Genomic DNA, 20810 nt, shown 5'->3' with positions numbered 1-20810 from the left:
GGCGCCGTCGTGGCTGGTCGCGCGGTTCCCCGCGCCCCTTCGGGGCGCCACCGTCCGGCTGGGTTGCCGACGGGTCAGCACCAGCTGTGGGGCGGCGCCGGGCGCCGGGCTGCCTGCCGGCGTGGTCAACAGGTGACCGGCGGGCCGTTGGTCACTGCGGCGGCGTCGTGGCTGGGCGCGCAGTTCCTCGCGCCCCTTCGGGGTGCTACCGGTTGCGGGGGTGGTTCTTGGCCGTGCGTTCGTTGCCGTGCCGGTAGTTGCCCGTCCAGCGGGCCATCACCAGCTGCGGGTCGGCGCCGGGTGCCTCGAGCGCGGCCAGCAACTCCCGGGCCCGCGCGCCCCGCAGCACCGCCGCCACGCTCCCGCGGTGCGTGATCCGCACACTCCCGTCGGCCCGGGTCTCGAACGCGAAGCCTTCCGCTCTTCCCATGCCGTGACGCTACGCCTCCCCAGGCCCTTGACGCAGTAGCTCGGACAGGAACACGTCGACCGTCTGCAACACCCCGCCCGGCGGCTGCTCGCCGCCGCCCCACCAGGTGACGGCGGCGATCTCCTGGTTCGGTGTGAACGCGGCGACCGTGTCGGCCGGTGCCTCGGCCTGGAAGACCGCGCCGCGCATCACCGGCTTGTCGCGGAAGGCCGTCCGCGCGAAGCCGGCGAAGCGCAGCGCGGCCGGGGATATCGACTGGCCGGCCTCCTCGCGCAGTTCGCGGGCGGCCGCCTCCCGCGGCGACTCGCCCGGCTCGATGCCGCCGCCCGGCAGCTCCCAGCAGCCGCGGCCGCGCTCCAGCACCAGCAGCACCCGACCGCCTCGCCACAGCGCCACCAGGCTGTACCCGACCGGTGCCTCCGTGAACTCGCTCTCCTCAGGGAGGCGTTCGAAGGCCAGCAGCCGCATGCCGAGCGGCCCGGTGGCCAGCGGTCGCGTCGTGTCGTCGTTCATGCCCGCCAGCCTGCCAGGCGGCACTGACAACGCGTCATGCGGAGAGCGTGGCGTCCGGCGAGAACTCGGCCCAGATCGTCTTGCCGCTGCTGGTCTGCCTGGTGCCCCAGCGCTCCGTGAGCTGGGCGACGATGAACAGCCCACGGCCGCTCTCGTCGTACACCCGCGCCCGGCGCAGGTGCGGGGAGGTGCTGCTGCCGTCCGACACCTCGCAGATCAGGCCGTGTTCGCGGATCACCCGCAGCTGGATCGGGCCGCCGGCGTGCCGGATGGCGTTGGTGACCAGCTCGCTCACCACCAGCTCGGTGGTGAACGCCGCGTCCGCCAGCCCCCATTCGGCGAGCTGCTCGGCCGCCAGCTCGCGCGCCGTGGCCACCGACTCCGGATCCGGCGCCACGTCCCAGGTGGCCACGTGCGCCTCGTCCAACGCGTGGGTGCGGGCCAGCAGCAGCGCGACGTCGTCCTTGGGACCCTCCTCCAGCATCGTCCTGAGCAGCGCGTCGCAGGCGTCGTCGAGCGAGGTGAACCGCTCGGACAGCGCCTGCCGCAGCTCGTCGATGCCGCCGGTGGTGCCGTCCCGGCGCGACTCCAGCAGGCCGTTGGTGAACATCACCAGCATGCTGTTCTCCGGCAGCAGCAGCTCCGCCGACTCGAACGGCAGCCCGCCGATGCCCAGCGGCGGCCCGGCCGGCAGCTCGATATGGTCCACCCGGCCGTCCGGCAGCATCAGGGCCGGCAGCGGGTGCCCGGCCCGGGAGAGGGTGCAGAGCCGGGAGACCGGGTCGTAGACGGCGTAGAGGCAGGTGGCGCTGAACTCCCCACCCGGGCTGTCCTGTTCGGTCTCGGTGCGGAGCCTGATCATCACGTCGTCGAGATGGGTGAGCAGCTCGTCGGGCGGCAGGTCGATGTCGGCGAGCGTCCGGACGGCGGACCGCAGCCGGCCCATCGTCGCCGTGGCGTAGAGGCCGTGGCCCACCACGTCGCCGACGACGAGCGCCACCCGGGCGCCGGAGAGCTGGATGACGTCGTACCAGTCGCCGCCCACCCCGGCCTGGCCGCCGGCCGGCAGGTAGCGGGTCGCGACCTCGACGGCGGCCAGCCTGGGCAGCCGCCTGGGCAGCATGCTGCGCTGGAGGGTGAGCGCGGTGCGGTGCTCGTGCGTGTAGCGGCGGGCGTTGTCGATGCAGACGGCGGCCCGGGCGCCGATCTCGGCGGACAGCAGCAGGTCGTCGTCGTCGAACGGCTCGGGGCGCCGGTGCCGGATGAACACCGCGACGCCGAGGGTGGTGCCGCGGGCCCGCAGCGGCACGGCGAGGCTGGAGTGGAAACCGAACTTCCGCGCGCGCTCGGCGCGGACGTCGTCCTTCTCCAGCCACTCGGGCTGCCGGTCGCCGATCCGCATCGGCTCCCGCACGGCCCGGCCCTCGGCCAGGCAGCGGGCCAGGATGTACTGCTCGGGGTAGTGGGTCGGCTCGCCCGGTTTCAGCACCGCCTCTGGGACGCCCTCCAGCACCGACTGGTGGGCGACGCGCCGCATCCGCACCGCGCCCTTGATCGGCCCGGGATCCGGCTCCTCGCCGCGCAGCACGGGGTCGAAGAGGTCGACGACGACGAAGTCGGCGAACTGCGGCACGGCCACGTTGGCCAGCTCCTCGGCGGTCCTGGTCACGTCGAGCGTCGAACCGACCTGCTGGCTGGCCTCGCCCAACAGGCTGAGCCGGTCCCTGGCGATCGTCAGCCCACGGACCCGCGCCTCGCGGTCGAGCCTGACCCGGCACACCACGATGCCGAGCACGGAGCCGAGCGCCACGACGGCCACGGCCCAGAGCCGGGAGACGAAGGTGACGTCGCCGACCAGCAGCCCGTAGACCAACAGGTCGGCGGCGAGCGCGACCGCGGCGATGGTCACGGCCGGCCCGAGCGGCAGCAGCGCCCCGGCGACGACGGGCGCCAGCGCCGTGAAGCCGGCCCATCTGACCCGGCCCCCGAGCGCCGCGTCGTACACCTGGATGACGCCGACCAGCACGATGCAGACGAGCAGCAGCGTCAGCACGCCGCCCCGTCCACCACGTCCGGGTAGCCAGCCCACCCGTCAACCGTAACCGCGCCCAGCGCGGGCCGCCCGGTGGCCGGCGGCCGGCCGGGTCAGCCGCGGTCCCGGTCCGGTTCGAGGTCGCTGTGCAGGACCTCGCGGGCCTGGTCGGCGGCGCGGGCGATGCTCTCGGAGATGAACTCGAGAAAGCGCGCCATGTTCTCCAGACGGGTGGCGGCCGGGGTGCCGGCGCCGAGGACGCCGACGCCCTGGCGGGCGGTCGCGGCGACGTCGAGGGTGCCACGGGCGCTGGCCATCATGGAGTCGTACATGATGTCGTCGTCGACGACGTAGCGCTCGCGGCGGCGGTCGTCCCGCTCCCGCCGGACGAGGCCCTGCTCGTCGAGGAACGTGACGGCCTTGGAGACGGACGCCGGGCTGACCTCCAGGCGCTGGACCAGCTCGGACGCGGTGAGGCTGCCCGAGTCGCTGGTCAGCAGGCAGGCCAGCACCCGGGACATCATCTTGGGCGTGCCCGACTGCATGAAGACGGTGGTGAGCAGCTCCTCGTAGCCGCGCACCGCCTCCGCGTCGCGCCCGTGGGCCAGCCCGGCCGCCCGCGGCCCCCGGGGCGCCGCCCGCCCGCTACGCCGGTGGGCGCGCCGTTCGGTGGCGCGGTGGGCGAGGTCGCTGCGGTAGGCGGTGGGGCCGCCGTTGCGCATCACCTCGCGCGTGACGGTCGAGGTCGGGCGGTCGAGGCGTCTGGCGATCTCCGCGTAGGCGAGGCCGTCGGCCAGCCCCAGCGCGATCTGCTGGCGTTCCTGCTGGGTGAGTCTGCCTCCCGGCATCGCGGTCTCCTTCGTGGTCCTCGGGTGCGCCCAGGGTAGCGTTCACCGCCAGTCATTGCAACGTGCGCGAGGGTTTCTGTTGCGTTAGCTCCCAGGTCGTTGCAATGTTTTTAAGGCATCTACCTGCGGTGATGTCGTTTCGATGCAACAGGCTCGTTGCCAGTTCTCTGAACGCAACGTAGCGTTTCGGTCATCGGAAACAACGCCTCGAAGGAGCGCACGATGCAGAAGTTCGACACCACCGCCCCGGTCTCCGCCGTCCTGGACATCCCCGCCGGGCACATCAGGCTCATCGCCGCCGACCGGGCCGACACCACCGTGGAGATCCTGCCCGCCAACGCCGCCAAGGGCCGCGACGTGAAGCTGGCCGAACGGACAGAGGTCAGCTACGCCGACGGCGTCCTGCGGATCGCCACCCCCGAGCCCACGAACCGGATCCTCGGCTCCTCGGGCGCCGTCGAGGTCACCGTCCAGCTGCCCGCCGGCTCCCGCGTCGAGGCGAAGGCGGCCAGCGCCGAACTCCGCGGCGTGGGGCGGCTCGGCGACGTCACCTTCGACGCCGCGCAGGGCGCCGTCAAGCTCGACGAGACCGCGAACGCCCACCTCACCCTCCTCGCCGGCGACATCACCGTCGGCCGCCTGGACGGCGCCGCTGAGCTGTCGACCCAGAAGGGCGACCTCCAGGTCACCGAGGCCGTCCGCGGCGCCCTCACCCTGCACACCCTGGCCGGCGACATCACGGTCGGCGCCGCCCGCGGCTCCTCCGCCTCGCTGGACGCCGGCACCGGCCACGGCCGGATCCGCAACTCCCTCCGGAACACCGAAGGGGCCGCCGCCGACCTCACCATCCACGCCACCACGTCCTACGGCGACGTCACCGCCCGCAGCCTGTAGCGCCCACCAGCCCAACCCGAACCACCCGAACCACCCGAACCACTCGAACCACTCGAACCACCCGACCCGTAAGACGCGTGAGAACGGAGCACCACCCATGACCGACCCGGCCATCTCGGCGAACGGGCTGCGCAAGTCCTACGGCGACAAGACCGTCCTCGACGGCGTCGACATCGCCGTCCCCGAGGGAACGATCTTCTCGCTGCTCGGCCCGAACGGCGCCGGCAAGACCACCACCGTCCAGATCCTCACCACCCTCATCTCCGCCGACCCGGCGAGCGGCCCGATCCGGGTCGGCGGCCACGACCTCGCCACCCACCCGCAGGCCGTCAGGGCCGCGATCGGCGTCACCGGACAGTTCTCCGCCGTGGACGGCCTGATCACCGGCGAGGAGAACATGCTCCTGATGGCCGACCTGCACCACCTCTCCAAGCGCGAGGGGCGGCGGGTCGCCGCAGAACTGCTGGCGCGCTTCGACCTCGTCGAGGCCGCGAAGAAGCCCGCCGCCACCTACTCGGGCGGCATGAAGCGGCGCCTCGACATCGCCATGACGCTGGTCGGCAACCCGCGGATCATCTTCCTCGACGAACCGACCACCGGCCTCGACCCGCGCTCCAGGCACAACATGTGGAAGATCATCCGCGAGCTCGTCGCCGACGGCGTCACCGTCCTCCTCACCACCCAGTACCTGGAGGAGGCCGACGAACTCGCCGACCGCATCGCCGTCCTCAACAACGGCCGGATCGCCGCCGAGGGCACCGCCGAGGAGCTCAAGCGCCTCATCCCAGGCGGACACGTCAGGCTCCGCTTCACCGACCCGGCCGCGTACCAGAGCGCCGCCACCGCTCTGCCGGGCGCCGCCAGGGACGACGAGTCGCTCGCGCTGCAGATCCCCAGCGACGGCAGCCAGCGCGAACTGCGCGCCGTCCTCGACCGGTTGGACACGGCCGGCGTCGAGGCCGACGAGCTGACCGTGCACACCCCCGACCTCGACGACGTCTTCTTCGCCCTCACCGGCACCACCGCCGACATCCCCAACCAGCCCAACCAGCCCAAGGAGACCGTCCGATGAGCTCCCTCGCCCCTGCCTTCCGCGACTCCGCCACGATGCTGCGCCGCAACCTCCTGCACGCCAGGCGCTACCCGTCGCTCACCCTGAACCTGCTGCTCACCCCGATCATGCTGCTGCTGCTCTTCGTCTACATCTTCGGCGGCACCATGAGCCAGGGCATCGGCGGCGGCGGGCGCTCCGCCTACATCGCCTACCTCGTGCCGGGACTGCTGCTGATGACCATCGGCAGCACCGTGATCGGGACGGCGGTCTCCGTCTCCAACGACATGACCGAGGGCATCATCGCCCGCTTCCGCACGATGGCGATCCACCGCGGCTCGGTGATCGTCGGGCACGTCATCGGCAGCGTGCTCCAGTCGGTCGCCAGCGTGGTGCTCGTCGGCGCCGTCGCCGTGGGCATCGGCTTCCGGTCCACCGACGCCACCGTCCTGGAGTGGCTGGCGGCGTTCGGGCTGCTCGTCCTCTTCGCCATGGCGCTCACCTGGATCGCCGTCGGGATGGGCCTGGTCAGCCCGAACGCCGAGGCCGCGAGCAACAACGCGATGCCGCTGATCCTGCTGCCGCTGCTCTCCAGCGCCTTCGTCCCGGTCGACGCGATGCCGGGCTGGTTCCAGCCGATCGCCGAGTACCAGCCCTTCACCCCGGCCATCGAGACCCTGCGCGGCCTACTGCTCGGCACCGAGATCGGCATCGACGGCTGGCTCGCCGTCGGCTGGTGCCTCGGCCTCGCGGTCCTCGGCTACCTCTGGTCGACCGCGAAGTTCAACAGCGACCCGAGGTAACCCGCGTGACGACGCGGGGCGAGCCCCGCAGCCGGTCCCACCCCCCAGGGCGGCGCACCCGACACCCGTCGGTGTGCGCCGCCCTACGCCGTCCTATGCCGCCCTACGCCGTCCGCGCAGGACTCCGCGGCGGGGCCGTGGAGGCGCGGGCCATCAGGTCGGCGTGGTAGGTGGCGACGCCGCCCGCCGGCGACGCCTCGTGGCCGAGCGCCAGCCGCCCGGCGCGGGCCGCCGCGTCGGCCAGCGGCAGGCGGACGGTCGTCAGCGCGGGCGTGGCGTCGACGGCGAACGGCAGGTCGTCGAAGCCGGTGACCGAGATGTCCTCCGGGATCCGCAGCCCCCGGTCCCGCAGCGCCGCGCAGACGCCGAGCGCCACCGTGTCGTTGGCCGCCAGGATCGCCGTCAGCCGCGGTTCGCGCCGCAGCAGCTCCAACGTGCCGTCGTAGCCGGCCGCCCGGTCGTACGCGCCGTGCACCGTGAGCGCCGCCTCGCCGGCGAGCCCGGCCTCGGCGAGCGCCACGTGGTGGCCCTCGAGACGGTGCCTGGTGGTGGTGCGGGCGGCCGGTCCGGCCAGGTAGCCGAGCCGCCGGTGGCCGAGGGAGAGCAGATGCTCGGTGAGCCGCCGCGCGCCGCCGCGGTTGTCGAACGTGACGGTGAGCGCGTCGCTGCCGGGCAGCGGCGGCCGGCCGCAGAGCACCACCCGGGTGCCGGCGTCCGAGAGCCGCCGCAGGCGGGTGGCCAGCGCCTCGCTGTGCGCCGGATCCTCCACCGTGCCGCCGGTGAGCACCACGGCGGCGGCGCGTTGGCGCTGCAGCAGCGTGAGATAGGTGAGCTCGCGCTCCGGGGAGCCGCCGGTGTTGCAGATGATGGCCATCATCTGCGGGTTCCGCGGCTCCCGGCCGCCGGGACCGCCGCCGTCGCTGCCCGGTCCCATCTCGGACTGGACGGCGCTCGCCATCACCGCGAAGAACGGGTCGGCGATGTCGTTGACCAGCACCCCGACCAGGTCGGACGTCGCGGCGGCCAGCGCCGAGGCGGGGCCGTTGACGACGTACTCCAACTCCTCGACCGCGCGCAGCACCCGGCTCCTGGTCTCGCCCGCGACCGGGTAGTTGCCGTTGAGGACGCGCGACACGGTCGCCGCGGACACCCCAGCGCGGGCCGCGACATCCGCGAGCGTTACGGACATGCTCTGCTCCCACACTTGTCCAAGCCGGTGGGGAGAGGTTAGCGTCTCCCTGGATAGAAAGCGCTTACTGGATCGGGGGCGACTCAGAGGGCGCGGAAGCAGGCCGTGTGGGAGGCAGGGGAATGACGACGCGAAAGACCGTCCGGATCGCCATGAACGGCGTCACCGGGCGGATGGGATACCGCCAGCATCTGGTCCGTTCGATCCTCGCGATCCGCGAGCAGGGCGGCCTCGACCTGGGCGACGGCACGGCGCTCTGGCCCGAGCCCGTGCTGGTCGGGCGCCGCGAGCACGCGCTGCGCGCGCTGGCCGAGCGGCACGGCCTCGACCCGGCGGCCGTGACCACCGACCTGGACGCGGTGCTCGCCGACGACAGCATCGACATCTACTTCGACTCGCAGGTCACGCTGGCCCGCGAGGAGGCGCTGACCAAGGCGATCGCCGCCGGCAAGCACATCTACACCGAGAAGCCCACCGCCACCGGTCTCGACGGCGCGCTGCGACTCGCCAGGCAGGCGCGGGACGCCGGCGTCAAGCACGGCGTGGTGCAGGACAAGCTGTTCCTGCCGGGGCTGCGCAAGCTCAAGCGGCTGGTGGACGGCGGGTTCTTCGGCCGGATCCTGTCGATCCGCGGCGAGTTCGGCTACTGGGTCTTCGAGGGCGACTGGCAGGACGCGCAGCGCCCCTCCTGGAACTACCGCAGCCAGGACGGCGGCGGCATCGTCGTCGACATGTTCCCGCACTGGGAGTACGTGCTGCACGACATCTTCGGCCGGGTGGAGACCGTGCAGGCGCTGGCCGCCACCCACATCCCGGAGCGCTGGGACGAGCAGGGCAAGCCGTACCAGGCCACCGCCGACGACGCGGCCTACGGCGTCTTCGAGCTGGCCGGCGGCGCGATCGCCCAGATCAACTCCTCCTGGGCGGTGCGGGTCAACCGCGACGAGCTGGTCGAGTTCCAGGTCGACGGCACCGAGGGCTCGGCCGTCGCCGGCCTGCGCAACTGCCGCGCGCAGCACCGCTCCGCGACCCCCAAGCCGGTGTGGAACCCGGACCTGCCGGCCACCGAGGTCTTCCGCGACCAGTGGCAACAGGTGCCGGACAACGAGGAGTTCGACAACGGCTTCAAGGCGCAGTGGGAGCTGTTCCTGCGCCATGTGGCGCTCGACGAGCCGTACAGCTGGGACCTGTTGGCGGGCGCGCGGGGCGTGCAGCTGGCCGAGCTCGGCCTGCGGTCGTCTGCCGAGGGCCGCCGGCTCATCGTGCCCGAGCTCGGCCTGTAGAGGGGGCGCGCCGTGATTCGACTGCCCGACGAGACGGGCGCGTCGGCCGAGTACGCGCCGCGTGCCGAGCCCGCCGTCCTCGACCCCGCCGTCCTCGATCCCGCCGGGAGGCCGTCGCTCGCCTCCCGGATCGTCTACTCCGCGGCGCACGTCGTCGCCGACCCGTACGCCGACGTGACGCCGGAAGGACCGGCGGCCGTCGACTGGGACGCCACGCTGGCCTTCCGCCGGCACCTGTGGTCGCACGGCCTCGGGGTGGCCGAGGCGATGGACACCGCGCAGCGCGGCATGGGCCTTGACTGGGCCGGCGCCGCCGAGCTGATCCGCCGCTCGGGCGCCGAGGCGAAGGCGGTCGGCGGCCGGCTCGCCTGCGGCGTCGGCACCGACCAACTCCCGGCCGGGCCCGCCACGTTGGACAAGGTGCTGGCGGCGTACGAGGAGCAGCTCGCGGTCGTCGAGGAGACCGGCGCGCAGGCCATCCTGATGGCCTCCAGGGCGCTGGCCGCCACGGCCGCCGGGCCCGACGCCTACGCCGAGGTCTACGGCCGGCTGCTGCGGCAGGCCGCCGAGCCGGTGATCCTGCACTGGCTCGGCCCGATGTTCGACCCGGCGCTGGCCGGCTACTGGGGCGGCGAGGACCTGGACGCGGCCACCGACACGTTCGTGGAGATCATCGCGGCCCACCCGGACAAGGTGGACGGCGTGAAGGTCTCGCTGCTCGACGCCCAGCGGGAGATCAAGCTGCGGCGCCGGCTGCCGGACGGGGTGCGCTGCTACACGGGCGACGACTTCAACTACCCCGAGCTGATCGCGGGCGACGAACAGGGCTTCAGCCACGCGCTGTTGGGCATCTTCGACCCGCTCGGGCCGCTGGCCGCGCAGGCGGTGCGGACGCTGGACACCGGCGACGTGGCGGGCTTCAGGGCCGCGCTCGACCCGACGGTGCCGCTGTCCAGGCACCTGTTCCAGGCGCCGACCCGCTTCTACAAGACGGGCGTGGTGTTCCTGGCCTGGCTGGCCGGGCACCAGGAGCACTTCACCATGGTGGGCGGCCTCCAGTCGGCGCGCTCGCTGCCGCACTTCGTCACCGCCTACCGACTGGCGGACGGACTCGGCCTGTTCCCCGACCCGGAGCTCGCCGAGTCCCGGATGCGGCGGCTGCTGGCGCTGTACGGGGTGAGTGCCTGATGTGCGACCCCGAGCTGACCGGCTTCTCGGTCAACCAGATGACCGTCAAGCAGCTGTCCCTGCCCGAACTGGTCAAGGGCCTCGTGGAGTTGGGCGTCCCCGGGGTCGGCCTCTGGCGGGAGCCGGTCGCCGAGTACGGCCTGGCCGCGGCGGCCCGGCTGATCCGGGACGCGGGGCTCGCCGTCACCTCGCTGTGCCGGGGCGGCTTCTTCACCGCGATCGACCCGGCCGAGCGGGCCGCCGCCCTGGCCGACAACCGCTCGGCCATCGACGAGGCGGCCGAACTGGCCACCGACACCCTGGTGTTGGTCTCCGGCGGACTGCCGCCCGGCAGCCGTGACCTGGTGGGCGCGCGGGAGCGGATCGCCGACGCGCTGGCCGAGTTGGCGCCGTACGCCGCCGAGCGCGGCGTCCGGCTGGCCATCGAGCCGCTGCACCCGATGTACGCGGCCGACCGCTGCGTGGTGTCGACGCTGGCCCAGGCCCTCGACCTGGCGGAGCGCTTCCCGGCCGAGCAGGTCGGGATCGTCGTCGACACCTACCACCTGTGGTGGGACGACACGGTGGCCGCCGGCATCGCCCGCGCCGGCGCGGGCGACCGCATCCACTGCTTCCAGTTCGCCGACTGGACCACCCCGCTGCCGGCGGGCGTCCTCACAGGCCGCGGCCAACTCGGCGACGGCGCGGTGGACTTCCGCTGGTTCCGCCGCGAGGTCGAGTCCGCCGGCTACGCCGGGCCTGTGGAGGTCGAGATCTTCAACGACGGGCTGTGGGCGCGCGACGGCCGCGAGGTGCTGGCCGAGACCGTGGCCCGCTACCGCGAGCACACCCTATGAGGCACCACCGCTGAGACTCCGCCCTGCCCGGGGTGACGGGACGTACACCCCCGGGCGGGGCGGACTGGCGCCGGCGCGCGGCGTCTCCTGCTCAGTAGCCGAGGCCCACGGTGTGGCCCGCCGTGTCGGGGTCGGCCAGGGTGTCGAGGATCGCGCGGGCCAGGTCGGTGCGGGCGATGGTGATGCCGCCGCGGACGTTGCGGTCCAGGTCGGTGCGGAAGGGGCGCGGCCTGCCGTTGGTCAGGCGCGGTGGCCGCATGATCGTCCAGTCGAGGCCGCTGGCGCGGACGAGGTCGTCGGTGCGGGCGAAGTCCTCGAAGTTGACGCGGAGGAACCGCCCCAGCAGCGGCTTGAACACGGCGCGGGTGACGGGGCCGTCGCCGGCGTCCACGACGTGGCCGCTCGCGGTGACGACGACCAGCCGGTGGACGTCGGTCTTCCGCATCGCCGCGATGATCGCGCGGGCGCCGTCGGCGCAGACCGAAGGGTCGCCTCCGGACCGCCGCCCGAGCGTGGAGACGGCCGCGTCCTGGCCGTCGAGCGCGGCGGTGATCGCGTCGGCGTCCAGCGTCGGGGCGGTCACGACGTCGAGGCTCGGGTGGTCGGCCACGTCGAGCCTGGCCGGGTCGCGGACGACGGCCGTGACGTGGTGGTCGGCGTCGAGCGCCTGCCGCACGAGGTGCTGCCCGGTGCCGCCGGTGGCGCCGAAGACGGTGATGCGCATGGTTGCCTCCCGGGGAGGGTTAGTGAACACTAGCCCCAGGGTGGGCTAGTGTTCACTAACCTGTCAAGCGTGGGAAGGTTGACCCCGTGAGCACGCGAGAGCGGATCCTCGACGCCGCGGCGGAGATCCTCAGAACCAGGGGCGTGGCACAGGCGACGACCAAGGAGATAGCGCGGGCGTCGAACGTGTCGGAGCCGACGCTCTACAAGTACTTCGGCGACAAGGAGGGCCTGCTGCTCGCCGTCCTCCAGGAGCGCCTGCCCGGCCTGTCCCGGACCGCCGTCCGGCCGGGCGAGGGCGACGTCGTCGGCAACCTGACCGAGTTCGCCCACGCGCTCCTCGACTTCTACCAGCGCTCCATCCCGATGCTCGGCGCCCTCCTCGCCGACCCGCAGCGCATGGCGAACCACCGCGACGCGATGGCCAGACACGGCGGCGGCCCCGACCGCCCGGTCGCGGGGTTCGCCGACTACCTGCGGCAGGAGCAGGCGCGCGGCCGCATCGCCGCGGACGCCGACCCGGACGCGGCCGCGGCGCTGCTCGTCGGATCCTGCTTCATGGAGGCGTTCCTGCGCTGCTACGCCGAGGGCCCCGACGCCGCCCCCGCCCCCCGCTCCCGCGCCGAGTCGCTGGCCCGCGCGGTCGTCGCCCCGCTCTGTGCCGGGTGAAGCTGTACGCCTTTTTGTACAGATTCAGGGTAGGGTTGAGTTATGGAGATTCCCGAGGTGGTAACGGTTGGTGACGCGCGCAAGGGCCTGTCGCACATACTGGCCGAGCTGACCGCCGCCGGGCCCGACGCCGAGCCGGTGCTGATCGGAGCACACCGCAAGCCGCAGGGTGTGCTGCTGTCGGTGGAGGCTTTCGAGGCGCTCGTCGACAGGCGGGAAAGGCGACTGGCGGTGGAATCGGCCACCGGTTCGGTCGCTGCGGAGGGCCTCCGGACCTCGGCCGCCGCGGACCGGGACGCGGACGCCTATGTGCGGGGAGAGATCTCGGGTGACGAAATGGTCGCCCGCGCGATCGCGCGACACCAGGGCCAGGAGCAGCGGCGAGCCGGATGACCGACCCGTATCTGTTGCCGAGCGGCGCCCTGCGGAACCGGCTCGATATCACCGACGCCGTGGCGTTGAGCGAGGCCGAAGCGGACATCTCGCGCGCCCGGCTGGCGATCCTGTCTTCTCGGCCGCTGCCCGGAACCTATGACCTCGCTCATCTCCAGCGCTTTCATGCCACGATCTTCGGTGACGTCTACCCCTGGGCAGGGGAGCTCCGCACGATCGACATCACGAAGTGGACCCCCTTCTGCCCGGCGCGCAACATCCGCGCGTACGCCGACGAGGTCTTCGGCCGGCTCAGGTCCGCCAGTTGGTTACGCGGACTGTCGCGCCCCGTCTTCGTGAAGGAGCTTGCCGCGCTCTACGGCGACGTCAATGCCCTTCATCCCTTCCGAGAGGGGAACGGGCGTGCCCAGCGTGCCTTCCTCGCTCAGCTTGCCAACGAGGCTGGCTGGTCACTCCGGTGGTCCCTCCTGTCGGCGGCCGAGAACACGGAGGCTTCCGTCAAGAGCTTCCTCGGGGACAACGGCCCGTTGGAGCTCCTGCTTGACGAACTCGTCGGCGACAAGCCGACGTGATCTGGCATCGGCCGTGCGCAGCCGGACTTCGCACCCGTCACACGTCGCGCCGCCTCACGACCGTCACCGCCAGCGCGGCGGCGACCAGCGGCCACGCCGCGTAGGCCAGCCAGGACTCGGCGATCGACGGGAGGGCGGGGGAGTCGCGCGGGTGGAGCAGGGAGAGCGTGCTGCGCCAGGCGTAGTAGGGGAACAGCCCGTACAGGTCGTTGGCCCACTGGTGAACGCTCGGCTTGAAGAAGCCCGGCACGAGGACGAGGGCCGCGCACGCCGCCACCACCGAGCCCGCCGTGTGCCGCACCAGCGCGCCGATGCCGAGCCCGACGAGGCCCGACACGGGGGCCAGCAGCGCGTGGGCCGCCAACACCCGCCCCACACCCGGATCGGTGACGGAGAGCCCGACGCCCCGGCCCGACACGATGGCCTGGCTGACGCCGAAGGCGCCCAGCGACACGACCGCACCCGCGCCGAGCAACACCCCTGCCAGGACCGCCACCTTGGTGGCCATCACCCGGTGCCTGGCCGGCACGGCGGTGAGCGTGGTGCGGATCAGCCCGGTGGCGTGCTCGCCGACGATCGTCAGGGCGCCCACGCTGCCGGCCCCGGTCATCAGCACGACCACCGAGAAGCCGCTGAACGCCTCCGACATCGGGTCGTAGCGGGCGCGTTGGACGGGCCCGAAGTCAGGCCACTGCTGGTAGGTGCTGTGGGCGTTCAGCGCAGCCATCCCGATCAGGGCCACCGCGCCGAGTCCCAGCAGCCAGCGGTTCGAGCGCAGCGACCAGAGCTTGATCCACTCGGCGGCGAGCACGTCGCGGAAGGTCATCGACGCTCACCCGCCAGGTACTCGGCGCGGTCGGCGGTGAGCTCCATGAACGCTTCCTCCAACGAGATGGCGAGCGGGGTGAGTTCGAGCAGCGGGATCCGGTGCAGGAGGGCGAGTTCACCGATCCGGGCGGCCGGCAGCCCCACCACGTCGAGCGCGCCGCCGGGTTCGGCGCGGACGGTGGCGCCCTCGGCGGTCAGCGCGGCGGCGAGCGGTTCGGTCTCCTGGTCGGCGGCGCGGACCGTGACACGGTCCCGGCCGGTGCCGCGCGCCGCGAACTCGGCGACGGTCTCGTCCGCGATCAACTCGCCCCGGCCGACGACCACCAGCCGGTCCGCGGTGTTCTCCATCTCGCTCATCAGGTGGCTGGAGACCAGCACGGTGCGCCCCTCGGCCGCCAGCCGCCGGAAGAAGCCGCGCACCCACCGCACCCCTTCCGGGTCGAGCCCGTTGAGCGGCTCGTCGAACATCACCACGGGCGGATCGCCGAGCAGCGCGGTCGCGATGCCGAGCCGCTGCCGCATGCCGAGCGAGAACCCGCCGACGCGGCGCCGCGCCACCCCCGCCAGGCCCACCTCGTCCAGCACCTCGGCCACCCGGCGTGCGGGCAGCCCGTTCGAGCGCGCCAGCGCGGCGAGGTGCGCGCCGGCGCTCCGACCCGGGTGCACATCGCCCGCGTCGAGCAGCGCGCCGACGTGGCGCAGCCCGCCCTGTCGTTCGGCGAAGGGCCGTCCGTCGACGGTGGCGGTCCCGGCGGTGGGCCGGTTCAGGCCCAGGATCATGCGGAGCGTCGTGCTCTTGCCGGCGCCGTTGGGGCCGAGGAACCCGGTGACGAGACCGGGCCGCACCGTGAAGGTGAGGTCGTTGACGGCGAGCACGTCGCCGTAGCGCTTGGTCAGTCCGTTGACTTCGATCACCAGGACCACGGTTCCCGAGCCCGGGCCCGCGCCGCATCGGCCGCCGGGCCCGAACCACGCGAGCCGGGTTGGCCCCGAGGCATACGCCTCCCGGACGATGCCTGACCGGTCGCCCGCTGCCTACGATCGGCGCGTGTCCTCCCAGCTCATCGCCGATGGCCCCGTCGTCCCGCTGCCGCAGCGGGTGCCGCCGGCCGTGCGCGGAGCGGCGCCGTGGGGCGCGGCGGCCGTGCTCGGTCTCCTGCTCGCCGCGACGACGGGCGCGCCGCTCACGGAGAAGGTGGCGGCGGTGGCGCTCGGGTGGGCGTGGCGCCGGCCGGCGCCGGTGCTCGGGGTGGTGCTCGCCGAGGTGGCCGGGGCGGCCGCGTTCGGGGTCCCGGCCGAGCGGACCTGGTTCCTGGTCGTCATCGCCGCCGTGCTCGCCGGCCGCGTCGCGGCCGTCGAGTCGCCACGGTCCGGCCTGGTCGCGGCGGCCGGCACGCTCGTCGTCTCCGAGGCCGCGCTCCAGACCGACCTGGTCAGGGAGGGCGGCACGGACCGGGCGTTGGCCGTCGGCTTCCTCGGCCTCAGCGCCGGCCTCGCCCTGTGCGTCCTGCTCGCCTGGCTGGTCGGCACGTCCGTCCGCCAGCGCCGAGAGTACGCGGCCGCCCTCCAGGCCAGGGCCGCCGCCGACGCGCTGACGGCGGAGCGGCTGCGGATCGCCCGCGAACTGCACGACATGGTCGCGCACAGCGTCGGCGTCATCGCCATCCAGGCCGGCGCCGGCAGCCGGGTGCTCGACCGCAGCCCGGAACAGGCGCGCGGCGCGCTCGACGCCATCGAGGTCACCAGCCGGGACACGCTGCGCGGGCTGCGGCACCTGCTCGACCTGCTGCGTCAGCCCGAACGCGAGCCGGTGGGCTCGGAGTCGCCGGGCCCGCTCGCCGGCCTTACCGACCTGGACCGGCTTGTGACGACGACGGCGCGCGCCGGCGTACGGGTGGACGTGCGGTGGCACGGGGAGCGGCACGCGCTGCCGCCGGCCGTCGACCAGGCCGCGTTCCGCATCGTCCAGGAGTCGCTGACCAACGTGGCGCGGCACGCCGGCACCGACCACTGCCGGGTGACGATCCGCCGCCGGGACGACGAGTTGCGCGTCGAGATCGACGACGACGGCGTCGGCCCCGGCGGGACGGCGGGCGCCGGCTACGGCATCGCCGGTATGCGGGAGCGGGTCGAGCTCCTGAACGGCCGGTTCAGCGCCGGGCCTCGCCCCGAAGGCGGCTTCCTGGTCGCCGCCCGCATCCCCGTCCCGGCCTCATGACCGTCCGCGTCCTGCTCGCCGACGACCAGCCACTGGTCCGCGCCGGCCTGCGCATGGTGATCGAGGGCGCCGCCGACCTCGACGTGGTCGGCGAGGCGGGCACCGGCGCCGAGGCGGTGCGGCAGACCAGGGAACTCCGCCCCGACGTGGTGGTGATGGACATCCGGATGCCGCGGATGGACGGCATCGAGGCGACGCAACTGCTCACGGCCGAACTGCCGACGGTCCGGGTCCTCATCCTCACCACCTTCGACGAGGACGCCAACGTCTACGCGGCGCTGCGCGCCGGCGCGAGCGGCTTCCTGGTCAAGGACACGGCCCTGGACGACATCCTCGCCGCCGTGCGGATCGTCGCCGCCGGCGACGCGCTGATCGCGCCGAGCGTCACCCGCCGCCTCATCGCCGACATCGCCGCGCACCGGGTGGAACCGCCCCCGGCGGCCGCCGAGTTGCCCGGCGTCACGGCTCGCGAACGCGAGGTCCTGACCCTGGTCGCCACCGGCCTGACCAACGCCGAACTCGCCGCCCGCCTCCACATCAGCCCCGGCACGGCCAAGGCCCACGTCGCCAGCCTGCTGACCAAGCTCGGCGCGCGCGACCGGGTACAACTCGTCATCGCCGCCTACGAGTCAGGACTCGTCACGCGGCGCTCCGCGGGTCCTTCAGGCGACGCAGCAACGCCCGGACCCGGGCGGGGCTCGCGGTGAGCACGGTGTCGGGCGCGTCGCTCTCCCGTATGAGCAGGCGGGCGGCCGGGGCTATGGCGAGTTCGACGCAGTTGCCTTCCTCGTTGGAGTACGAGGACTTCTGCCAGGGGGAGGCGGGCATGGTTCGCCTTTCACAGCTCGTCTCGCACAGTGCGGATGAAGTCGCGTGACTCCGATGGCGACAGCGCGCTCTCACGCATGCGCTCCAGCGTAGTCCGGTACCGGATCAACTGCGCCTCACCGTCGAGGAACACGACGCCGTGGGGGCTGTCAAGCTGCACCGTATTCAGCTTGGGCGCCGCGCCGGCCGCGAGCGTGATGGAACTGCCTGCCCCCGCGTAGCCATCGGCGGCGAAGGGGATGACGAGCAGGGTGATGTGGTCACGCTCGCCTTCCTCCAACAGGCGGTCGAGCTGCCGTCGTTGGACGTCCGTCCCGCCCAGACGCATGCGCAGCGCCGCTTCGTGGACGAGGAAGACGCAGGGCGTGGGCTCGTCGCGTTCGAAGACAGTTTTGCGCTTCATGCGGTGCGTGAGCCGCCTGAGGAGTTCGACGTCCGAACGTTGGGGGATGGCGAGGCGCAGCACCGCTCTGGCGTGCTCCTCCGTCTGCAACAGGCCGGGAATGTGCAGGTGTTCCACCACGGTCAGCCGGCGCGCGTGGTACTCCAGCTCGGCCAGGTCGACCGCGCCGGCGGGCAGCACCCCCCGGTACTCCGTCCACCACCCTCGGACGCGGGTGGCGGCCATGGCAGCAAGCCCCTCGACGTAGGCGGAATCGGGGCAGTTGTAGTTCGCGGCGAACTGTTTGACCCGCTCCGCGCTCACGCCGAAGCGCGCGCCCTCCAGGTTCGAGATGTTGGTTCGATCGGTGCCCAACAGGGCCGCTCCCTCGGCGATGGAGAAGCCGGCGTGCTCGCGCATCCGCCGCAACTCCGTGCCGATGCGCCGCTGTCGGGCGGTCGGTGCCTTCCTGGATGCCATGCGGCTCCTTTCCCTTCCGTCCAGGCCAGCATGGACGACCCAATCAGATTGGGTCTACTTGGTCACTGGAAAGGGTGAACTAGGGCTAACAAGCTGGGTCTTCAGGGTTAGCCTTCTGGATATCCAAGGGTCCGGGAGGGAAACCGATGATCCAACCCCTTCGTTCGTACTGGCTCACCGCCCCCAACGCCGTCGACACCGCGAAGCTGGCGCGGGACCATGTCGTCCGGCTGCTCGACCACACCGGGCATGGCGCGTTGGCGGACAACGCCCGACTCCTCACCAGCGAGATCGTGACCAACGTCTTCGCCCACACGGACGTTCCGTTCGTCACCGTCGAGACCACGATCGACGCTGGTCGCGTGCTGGTGGCCGCCTACGACGAGTCCGCGCACCACCCCCTGGCCCGCCGCGCGGGCGACGTGGCGGCCGGCGACGAGAACGGTCGGGGCCTGCTGCTGGTCGAACTGCTCGCCGCCGACTGGGGCGTTGCCGCCTCGCCGCTCGGGAAGCGGGTGTGGTTCGAGCTGAGCTAGCACTGCGCTCGCCACACGACCATTCTTGTCGCATGGCTACTCTCCACGTTCGGGATCTGTCCGACGAGGCGTTTGTTGAGCTGAAGACAAGGGCCGTCAGGAACCGGCAGTCCCTCCAGGCGTACGCCCGGACCCTGCTGGAGGAAGCGGTGGCCCCCCCGACCACCGAGGACGTCATCGCACGCATCAGGGACCGGGTGACCGCGCGGCTGTCGACGAGCGAGTTGCTTGCCGACATCGAGTCGGGGCGGGAGCGCACGTGATCGTGGTGGACGCGGGTGCCGGCGTGCACCTGGTGGCGGACGCCGGTCCGGTGGGAGAAGCCATGCATGAGCGCGGCCGCGCCGGCCGAGCGCGGTGTCCCATCGAGACGTTCACCGAGTCTCATCACGCCTGAGCCAGGAGGTCCCTGATGGGGAGCTGTCCGCTCTGTGGCGGCCGCCGCGAAGCCGATGCCGAGAGCGGCTGGATGCTGTGCTTCGGCTGCGGACAGCTCTTCGCTCCGTCGCCGGAACGGCGGTGCCCCGGGCTGGAGCAGTGGCGTGACCGGGCGTTGCAGCGGCCGTACGAGCCGCGTCGTCACACGTAGCCGGCCTCCGCCGGGGGCTCAGGCGGCGTAGGGGGGTGGTGTCAGGTACACCCCGGGTTCGGGCCGTGGGCCCAATGTGGCGGAGGCGGGCCGTCCGTAGCTTCGTAGGTGCGGCGCCCGGGGGCGTCGGAAGCGGAGCACAGGGAGAGGCAGAGCGATGTTTCGTCGGAGTGGCGGGCCGGGGCCGGCGCGGAGCGCGGAGGCGTTGCGGATGGTCGGGGTCAGCAAGGTGTACGGGGACGCGGAGAGTGCCGTCACGGCGCTGGACAACGTGTCGTTGAGCCTGCCGGCCGGCAGCTTCACCGCGGTGATGGGGCCCTCGGGCTCCGGCAAGTCGACGCTGTTGCAGTGCGCGGCCGGGCTCGACCGGCCCGACAACGGCGTGGTCGTGGTGGACGGCGCCGAGCTGGCCGGCGGCACCGAGGCCGAGCTGACGAAGTTCCGGCGGAACCGGATCGGCTTCGTCTTCCAGTCGTACAACCTGCTGCCGACCCTCACCGTGCTGCAGAACACCACGCTGCCGCTGCGGCTGGCCGGCCGCCGGGTCAACCGGGAGAAGGCCCGCACCATCCTCGCCCAGGTGGGCCTCGCCGACCGGCTCGGTCACTTTCCCGACCAGCTCTCCGGCGGGCAGCGGCAGCGGGTCGCCATCGCGCGGGCGCTGGTCGCCGAGCCCTCCGTGATCTTCGCGGACGAGCCCACCGGCGCGCTCGACACCCGCAGCGCCCGCGAGGTGCTGGAGCTGCTGCGCGAGGTGGTCGCGGCGCACGGCCGCACCGTGGTGATGGTCACCCACGACCCGGTCGCCGCCTCCCACGCCGACTCCGTGGTGTTCCTGGCCGACGGCCGGCTGGCCGGCTCGATGGCCGCGCCCACCGCGGACGCGGTGGCGGAGCGGCTCGCGCACCTGGGCGACGTCGTGGCGGCGGGGGTCTGAGCCATGATCATGCTCCAGTTGGCCATCCGGTCCGTCAAGAAGCGCCCGGGGCGCTTCATCGGCACCCTGCTCGCCACGTTTCTCGGCGCCGCGATCAGCATGGCGTTCAACTCCCTGCACGACACGGCGGCCGCCACCGGGATCGACGACACCAGCGCCGAGACGCTCAGCCTGAGCGCCGGCGTGGTCGGCGGGTACGGCACACTGCTGGTGTTCTTCGCCGTGGCCTCCACCCTCACGGTGAACGTGCGGCAGCGCCTCTCCGAGATCACCCTGCTCCGCCAGTCGGGGGCCACCCCGGCCCAGGTCAAGCGGATGATCATGGGCGAGGCGGTCCTGGTGGCGGTGCTCGGCACCGCGCTGGCCATCGGCCCCGCGATGCTCGGCGGCCGGCTGCTCCTCGACATGTTCCAGGAGACGGACCAGGTCGCCCCCGACGTCGACCACGCCTTCGGGCCGATCGCCCTCTCGGCGGGCTTCGGCGTCACCCTGCTCGCCTCGGCCGGCGCCGCGTTCCTCGCGGTGCGGCGGGCCGCGAAGGCGGCGGCCGGCGGCTGGGGCCCGCGGGCCCGGCTGCGCACCGCGGGC

25 protein-coding genes are annotated in these 20810 nt (G+C 72.9%); 15 read left to right on the top strand and 10 right to left on the bottom strand.

Going from position 1 to position 20810, the window contains the following annotated elements:
* Window positions 1-205: 205 nt before the first annotated feature.
* The 4 genes from ACYVPE_RS15410 to ACYVPE_RS15395 are packed head-to-tail and all read right to left on the bottom strand — an operon-like array spanning window position 206 to window position 3823.
* Window positions 206-430 carry a hypothetical protein gene (locus ACYVPE_RS15410; RefSeq protein ID WP_461034143.1) on the bottom strand — a complete coding sequence of 75 codons (225 nt, stop codon included), beginning with the start codon at window positions 428-430 and terminating at the stop codon, window positions 206-208.
* Window positions 431-439: 9 nt separating this feature from the next.
* Window positions 440-943 carry an NUDIX domain-containing protein gene (locus tag ACYVPE_RS15405; protein ID WP_461034142.1) on the bottom strand — a complete coding sequence of 168 codons (504 nt, stop codon included), beginning with the start codon at window positions 941-943 and terminating at the stop codon, window positions 440-442.
* A gap of 34 nt (window positions 944-977) precedes the next feature.
* Window positions 978-3032 carry an ATP-binding SpoIIE family protein phosphatase gene (locus tag ACYVPE_RS15400; protein WP_461034141.1) on the bottom strand — a complete coding sequence of 685 codons (2055 nt, stop codon included), beginning with the start codon at window positions 3030-3032 and terminating at the stop codon, window positions 978-980.
* Between the two features lie 56 nt (window positions 3033-3088).
* Window positions 3089-3823 (bottom strand): helix-turn-helix domain-containing protein, encoded by a 735-nt coding sequence (locus ACYVPE_RS15395; protein ID WP_461034140.1) that lies wholly within the window; start codon window positions 3821-3823, stop codon window positions 3089-3091.
* Window positions 3824-4045: 222 nt separating this feature from the next.
* Between ACYVPE_RS15395 and ACYVPE_RS15390 the strand changes: the two genes are divergently transcribed.
* The 3 genes from ACYVPE_RS15390 to ACYVPE_RS15380 all read left to right on the top strand — a co-directional run bounded on the left by ACYVPE_RS15390 (window position 4046) and on the right by ACYVPE_RS15380 (window position 6571).
* The gene (locus tag ACYVPE_RS15390) at window positions 4046-4717 is read left to right on the top strand and encodes a DUF4097 family beta strand repeat-containing protein (protein WP_461034139.1); all 672 of its coding nucleotides are present in this window, start codon (window positions 4046-4048) and stop codon (window positions 4715-4717) included.
* A 97-nt stretch (window positions 4718-4814) separates the two neighbouring features.
* Window positions 4815-5789 (top strand): ATP-binding cassette domain-containing protein, encoded by a 975-nt coding sequence (locus tag ACYVPE_RS15385; RefSeq protein ID WP_461034138.1) that lies wholly within the window; start codon window positions 4815-4817, stop codon window positions 5787-5789.
* Entirely contained in the window at window positions 5786-6571 is a 786-nt protein-coding gene (locus tag ACYVPE_RS15380) for an ABC transporter permease (RefSeq protein ID WP_461034137.1), read from the top strand. Before ACYVPE_RS15385 ends, ACYVPE_RS15380 begins: the two co-directional genes overlap by 4 nt.
* 103 nt (window positions 6572-6674) lie before the next feature.
* On the opposite strand, the gene ACYVPE_RS15375 is transcribed toward ACYVPE_RS15380, so the two are convergent.
* Complete coding sequence (locus ACYVPE_RS15375) at window positions 6675-7760, bottom strand: LacI family DNA-binding transcriptional regulator (protein WP_461034136.1); 1086 nt, start codon at window positions 7758-7760, stop codon at window positions 6675-6677.
* A gap of 122 nt (window positions 7761-7882) precedes the next feature.
* Here ACYVPE_RS15375 and ACYVPE_RS15370 point away from each other — a divergent pair, with 122 nt between their 5' ends.
* The 3 genes from ACYVPE_RS15370 to ACYVPE_RS15360 are packed head-to-tail and all read left to right on the top strand — an operon-like array spanning window position 7883 to window position 11067.
* Window positions 7883-9043, top strand: a complete 1161-nt coding sequence (locus ACYVPE_RS15370; RefSeq protein ID WP_461034135.1) for a Gfo/Idh/MocA family protein — start codon at window positions 7883-7885, stop codon at window positions 9041-9043.
* A 12-nt stretch (window positions 9044-9055) separates the two neighbouring features.
* Window positions 9056-10231, top strand: a complete 1176-nt coding sequence (locus ACYVPE_RS15365; protein WP_461034134.1) for a dihydrodipicolinate synthase family protein — start codon at window positions 9056-9058, stop codon at window positions 10229-10231.
* Window positions 10231-11067 (top strand): sugar phosphate isomerase/epimerase family protein, encoded by an 837-nt coding sequence (locus ACYVPE_RS15360; RefSeq protein ID WP_461034133.1) that lies wholly within the window; start codon window positions 10231-10233, stop codon window positions 11065-11067. Before ACYVPE_RS15365 ends, ACYVPE_RS15360 begins: the two co-directional genes overlap by 1 nt.
* Before the next feature lie 91 nt (window positions 11068-11158).
* Here the strand turns inward: ACYVPE_RS15360 and ACYVPE_RS15355 are convergent, their stop codons facing one another.
* Window positions 11159-11791, bottom strand: a complete 633-nt coding sequence (locus ACYVPE_RS15355; RefSeq protein ID WP_461034132.1) for an NAD(P)-dependent oxidoreductase — start codon at window positions 11789-11791, stop codon at window positions 11159-11161.
* A gap of 86 nt (window positions 11792-11877) precedes the next feature.
* Between ACYVPE_RS15355 and ACYVPE_RS15350 the strand changes: the two genes are divergently transcribed.
* Genes ACYVPE_RS15350 through ACYVPE_RS15340 form a run of 3 tightly spaced genes read left to right on the top strand, consistent with a single transcriptional unit; the run spans window position 11878 to window position 13424 of the window.
* Window positions 11878-12459, top strand: coding sequence for a TetR/AcrR family transcriptional regulator (locus tag ACYVPE_RS15350; protein ID WP_461034131.1), 582 nt, complete (start codon window positions 11878-11880; stop codon window positions 12457-12459).
* 42 nt (window positions 12460-12501) lie between these two features.
* Complete coding sequence (locus ACYVPE_RS15345) at window positions 12502-12852, top strand: antitoxin VbhA family protein (RefSeq protein WP_461034130.1); 351 nt, start codon at window positions 12502-12504, stop codon at window positions 12850-12852.
* Complete coding sequence (locus ACYVPE_RS15340) at window positions 12849-13424, top strand: Fic/DOC family protein (protein ID WP_461034129.1); 576 nt, start codon at window positions 12849-12851, stop codon at window positions 13422-13424. The genes ACYVPE_RS15345 and ACYVPE_RS15340 overlap by 4 nt, the downstream gene beginning before the upstream one ends.
* Window positions 13425-13461: 37 nt before the next feature.
* Here the strand turns inward: ACYVPE_RS15340 and ACYVPE_RS15335 are convergent, their stop codons facing one another.
* Window positions 13462-14250 (bottom strand): ABC transporter permease, encoded by a 789-nt coding sequence (locus ACYVPE_RS15335; RefSeq protein ID WP_461034128.1) that lies wholly within the window; start codon window positions 14248-14250, stop codon window positions 13462-13464.
* Window positions 14247-15167, bottom strand: coding sequence for an ABC transporter ATP-binding protein (locus ACYVPE_RS15330; protein WP_461034127.1), 921 nt, complete (start codon window positions 15165-15167; stop codon window positions 14247-14249). The genes ACYVPE_RS15335 and ACYVPE_RS15330 overlap by 4 nt, the downstream gene beginning before the upstream one ends.
* A gap of 133 nt (window positions 15168-15300) precedes the next feature.
* Between ACYVPE_RS15330 and ACYVPE_RS15325 the strand changes: the two genes are divergently transcribed.
* A complete protein-coding gene (locus ACYVPE_RS15325) occupies window positions 15301-16470 on the top strand; it encodes a sensor histidine kinase (RefSeq protein ID WP_461034126.1) in 1170 nt (389 codons plus the stop codon).
* Window positions 16467-17177: a response regulator gene (locus ACYVPE_RS15320; protein WP_461034125.1), complete on the top strand. Its 711-nt coding sequence runs from the start codon at window positions 16467-16469 to the stop codon at window positions 17175-17177. The genes ACYVPE_RS15325 and ACYVPE_RS15320 overlap by 4 nt, the downstream gene beginning before the upstream one ends.
* Here ACYVPE_RS15320 and ACYVPE_RS15315 read toward each other — a convergent pair.
* Both ACYVPE_RS15315 and ACYVPE_RS15310 read right to left on the bottom strand, forming a co-directional pair.
* Window positions 17110-17298: a DUF397 domain-containing protein gene (locus tag ACYVPE_RS15315; RefSeq protein ID WP_461034124.1), complete on the bottom strand. Its 189-nt coding sequence runs from the start codon at window positions 17296-17298 to the stop codon at window positions 17110-17112. The two genes, ACYVPE_RS15320 and ACYVPE_RS15315, sit on opposite strands and share 68 nt — an antisense overlap.
* A 10-nt stretch (window positions 17299-17308) precedes the next feature.
* Entirely contained in the window at window positions 17309-18160 is an 852-nt protein-coding gene (locus ACYVPE_RS15310; RefSeq protein ID WP_461034123.1) for a Scr1 family TA system antitoxin-like transcriptional regulator, read from the bottom strand.
* A gap of 146 nt (window positions 18161-18306) precedes the next feature.
* On the opposite strand from ACYVPE_RS15310, the gene ACYVPE_RS15305 reads away from it, so the two are divergent.
* The 4 genes from ACYVPE_RS15305 to ACYVPE_RS15290 form a co-directional block, all read left to right on the top strand.
* The gene (locus ACYVPE_RS15305) at window positions 18307-18696 is read left to right on the top strand and encodes an ATP-binding protein (protein WP_461034122.1); all 390 of its coding nucleotides are present in this window, start codon (window positions 18307-18309) and stop codon (window positions 18694-18696) included.
* Window positions 18697-18728: 32 nt separating this feature from the next.
* Complete coding sequence (locus ACYVPE_RS15300) at window positions 18729-18959, top strand: FitA-like ribbon-helix-helix domain-containing protein (RefSeq protein WP_461034121.1); 231 nt, start codon at window positions 18729-18731, stop codon at window positions 18957-18959.
* Between the two features lie 483 nt (window positions 18960-19442).
* Window positions 19443-20222: an ABC transporter ATP-binding protein gene (locus tag ACYVPE_RS15295; protein ID WP_461034120.1), complete on the top strand. Its 780-nt coding sequence runs from the start codon at window positions 19443-19445 to the stop codon at window positions 20220-20222.
* Window positions 20223-20231: 9 nt separating this feature from the next.
* The coding region (locus ACYVPE_RS15290; RefSeq protein ID WP_461034196.1) for an FtsX-like permease family protein at window positions 20232-20810 on the top strand (579 nt) is incomplete at its 3' end.

This window comes from Streptomyces mayteni (assembly GCF_054783955.1).
This window is presented reverse-complemented; position numbering and strand designations above follow the sequence as displayed.

Coding starts and splice junctions, on each gene's coding strand:
- ACYVPE_RS15410 (WP_461034143.1), bottom strand. CDS start 430: ATGGGAAGAGCGGAAGGCTTCGCGTTCGAGACCCGGGCCGACGGGAGT.
- ACYVPE_RS15405 (WP_461034142.1), bottom strand. CDS start 943: ATGAACGACGACACGACGCGACCGCTGGCCACCGGGCCGCTCGGCATG.
- ACYVPE_RS15395 (WP_461034140.1), bottom strand. CDS start 3,823: ATGCCGGGAGGCAGACTCACCCAGCAGGAACGCCAGCAGATCGCGCTG.
- ACYVPE_RS15390 (WP_461034139.1), top strand. CDS start 4,046: ATGCAGAAGTTCGACACCACCGCCCCGGTCTCCGCCGTCCTGGACATC.
- ACYVPE_RS15385 (WP_461034138.1), top strand. CDS start 4,815: ATGACCGACCCGGCCATCTCGGCGAACGGGCTGCGCAAGTCCTACGGC.
- ACYVPE_RS15380 (WP_461034137.1), top strand. CDS start 5,786: ATGAGCTCCCTCGCCCCTGCCTTCCGCGACTCCGCCACGATGCTGCGC.
- ACYVPE_RS15375 (WP_461034136.1), bottom strand. CDS start 7,760: ATGTCCGTAACGCTCGCGGATGTCGCGGCCCGCGCTGGGGTGTCCGCG.
- ACYVPE_RS15370 (WP_461034135.1), top strand. CDS start 7,883: ATGACGACGCGAAAGACCGTCCGGATCGCCATGAACGGCGTCACCGGG.
- ACYVPE_RS15360 (WP_461034133.1), top strand. CDS start 10,231: ATGTGCGACCCCGAGCTGACCGGCTTCTCGGTCAACCAGATGACCGTC.
- ACYVPE_RS15355 (WP_461034132.1), bottom strand. CDS start 11,791: ATGCGCATCACCGTCTTCGGCGCCACCGGCGGCACCGGGCAGCACCTC.
- ACYVPE_RS15345 (WP_461034130.1), top strand. CDS start 12,502: ATGGAGATTCCCGAGGTGGTAACGGTTGGTGACGCGCGCAAGGGCCTG.
- ACYVPE_RS15340 (WP_461034129.1), top strand. CDS start 12,849: ATGACCGACCCGTATCTGTTGCCGAGCGGCGCCCTGCGGAACCGGCTC.
- ACYVPE_RS15335 (WP_461034128.1), bottom strand. CDS start 14,250: ATGACCTTCCGCGACGTGCTCGCCGCCGAGTGGATCAAGCTCTGGTCG.
- ACYVPE_RS15320 (WP_461034125.1), top strand. CDS start 16,467: ATGACCGTCCGCGTCCTGCTCGCCGACGACCAGCCACTGGTCCGCGCC.
- ACYVPE_RS15315 (WP_461034124.1), bottom strand. CDS start 17,298: ATGCCCGCCTCCCCCTGGCAGAAGTCCTCGTACTCCAACGAGGAAGGC.
- ACYVPE_RS15310 (WP_461034123.1), bottom strand. CDS start 18,160: ATGGCATCCAGGAAGGCACCGACCGCCCGACAGCGGCGCATCGGCACG.
- ACYVPE_RS15305 (WP_461034122.1), top strand. CDS start 18,307: ATGATCCAACCCCTTCGTTCGTACTGGCTCACCGCCCCCAACGCCGTC.
- ACYVPE_RS15300 (WP_461034121.1), top strand. CDS start 18,729: ATGGCTACTCTCCACGTTCGGGATCTGTCCGACGAGGCGTTTGTTGAG.
- ACYVPE_RS15295 (WP_461034120.1), top strand. CDS start 19,443: ATGTTTCGTCGGAGTGGCGGGCCGGGGCCGGCGCGGAGCGCGGAGGCG.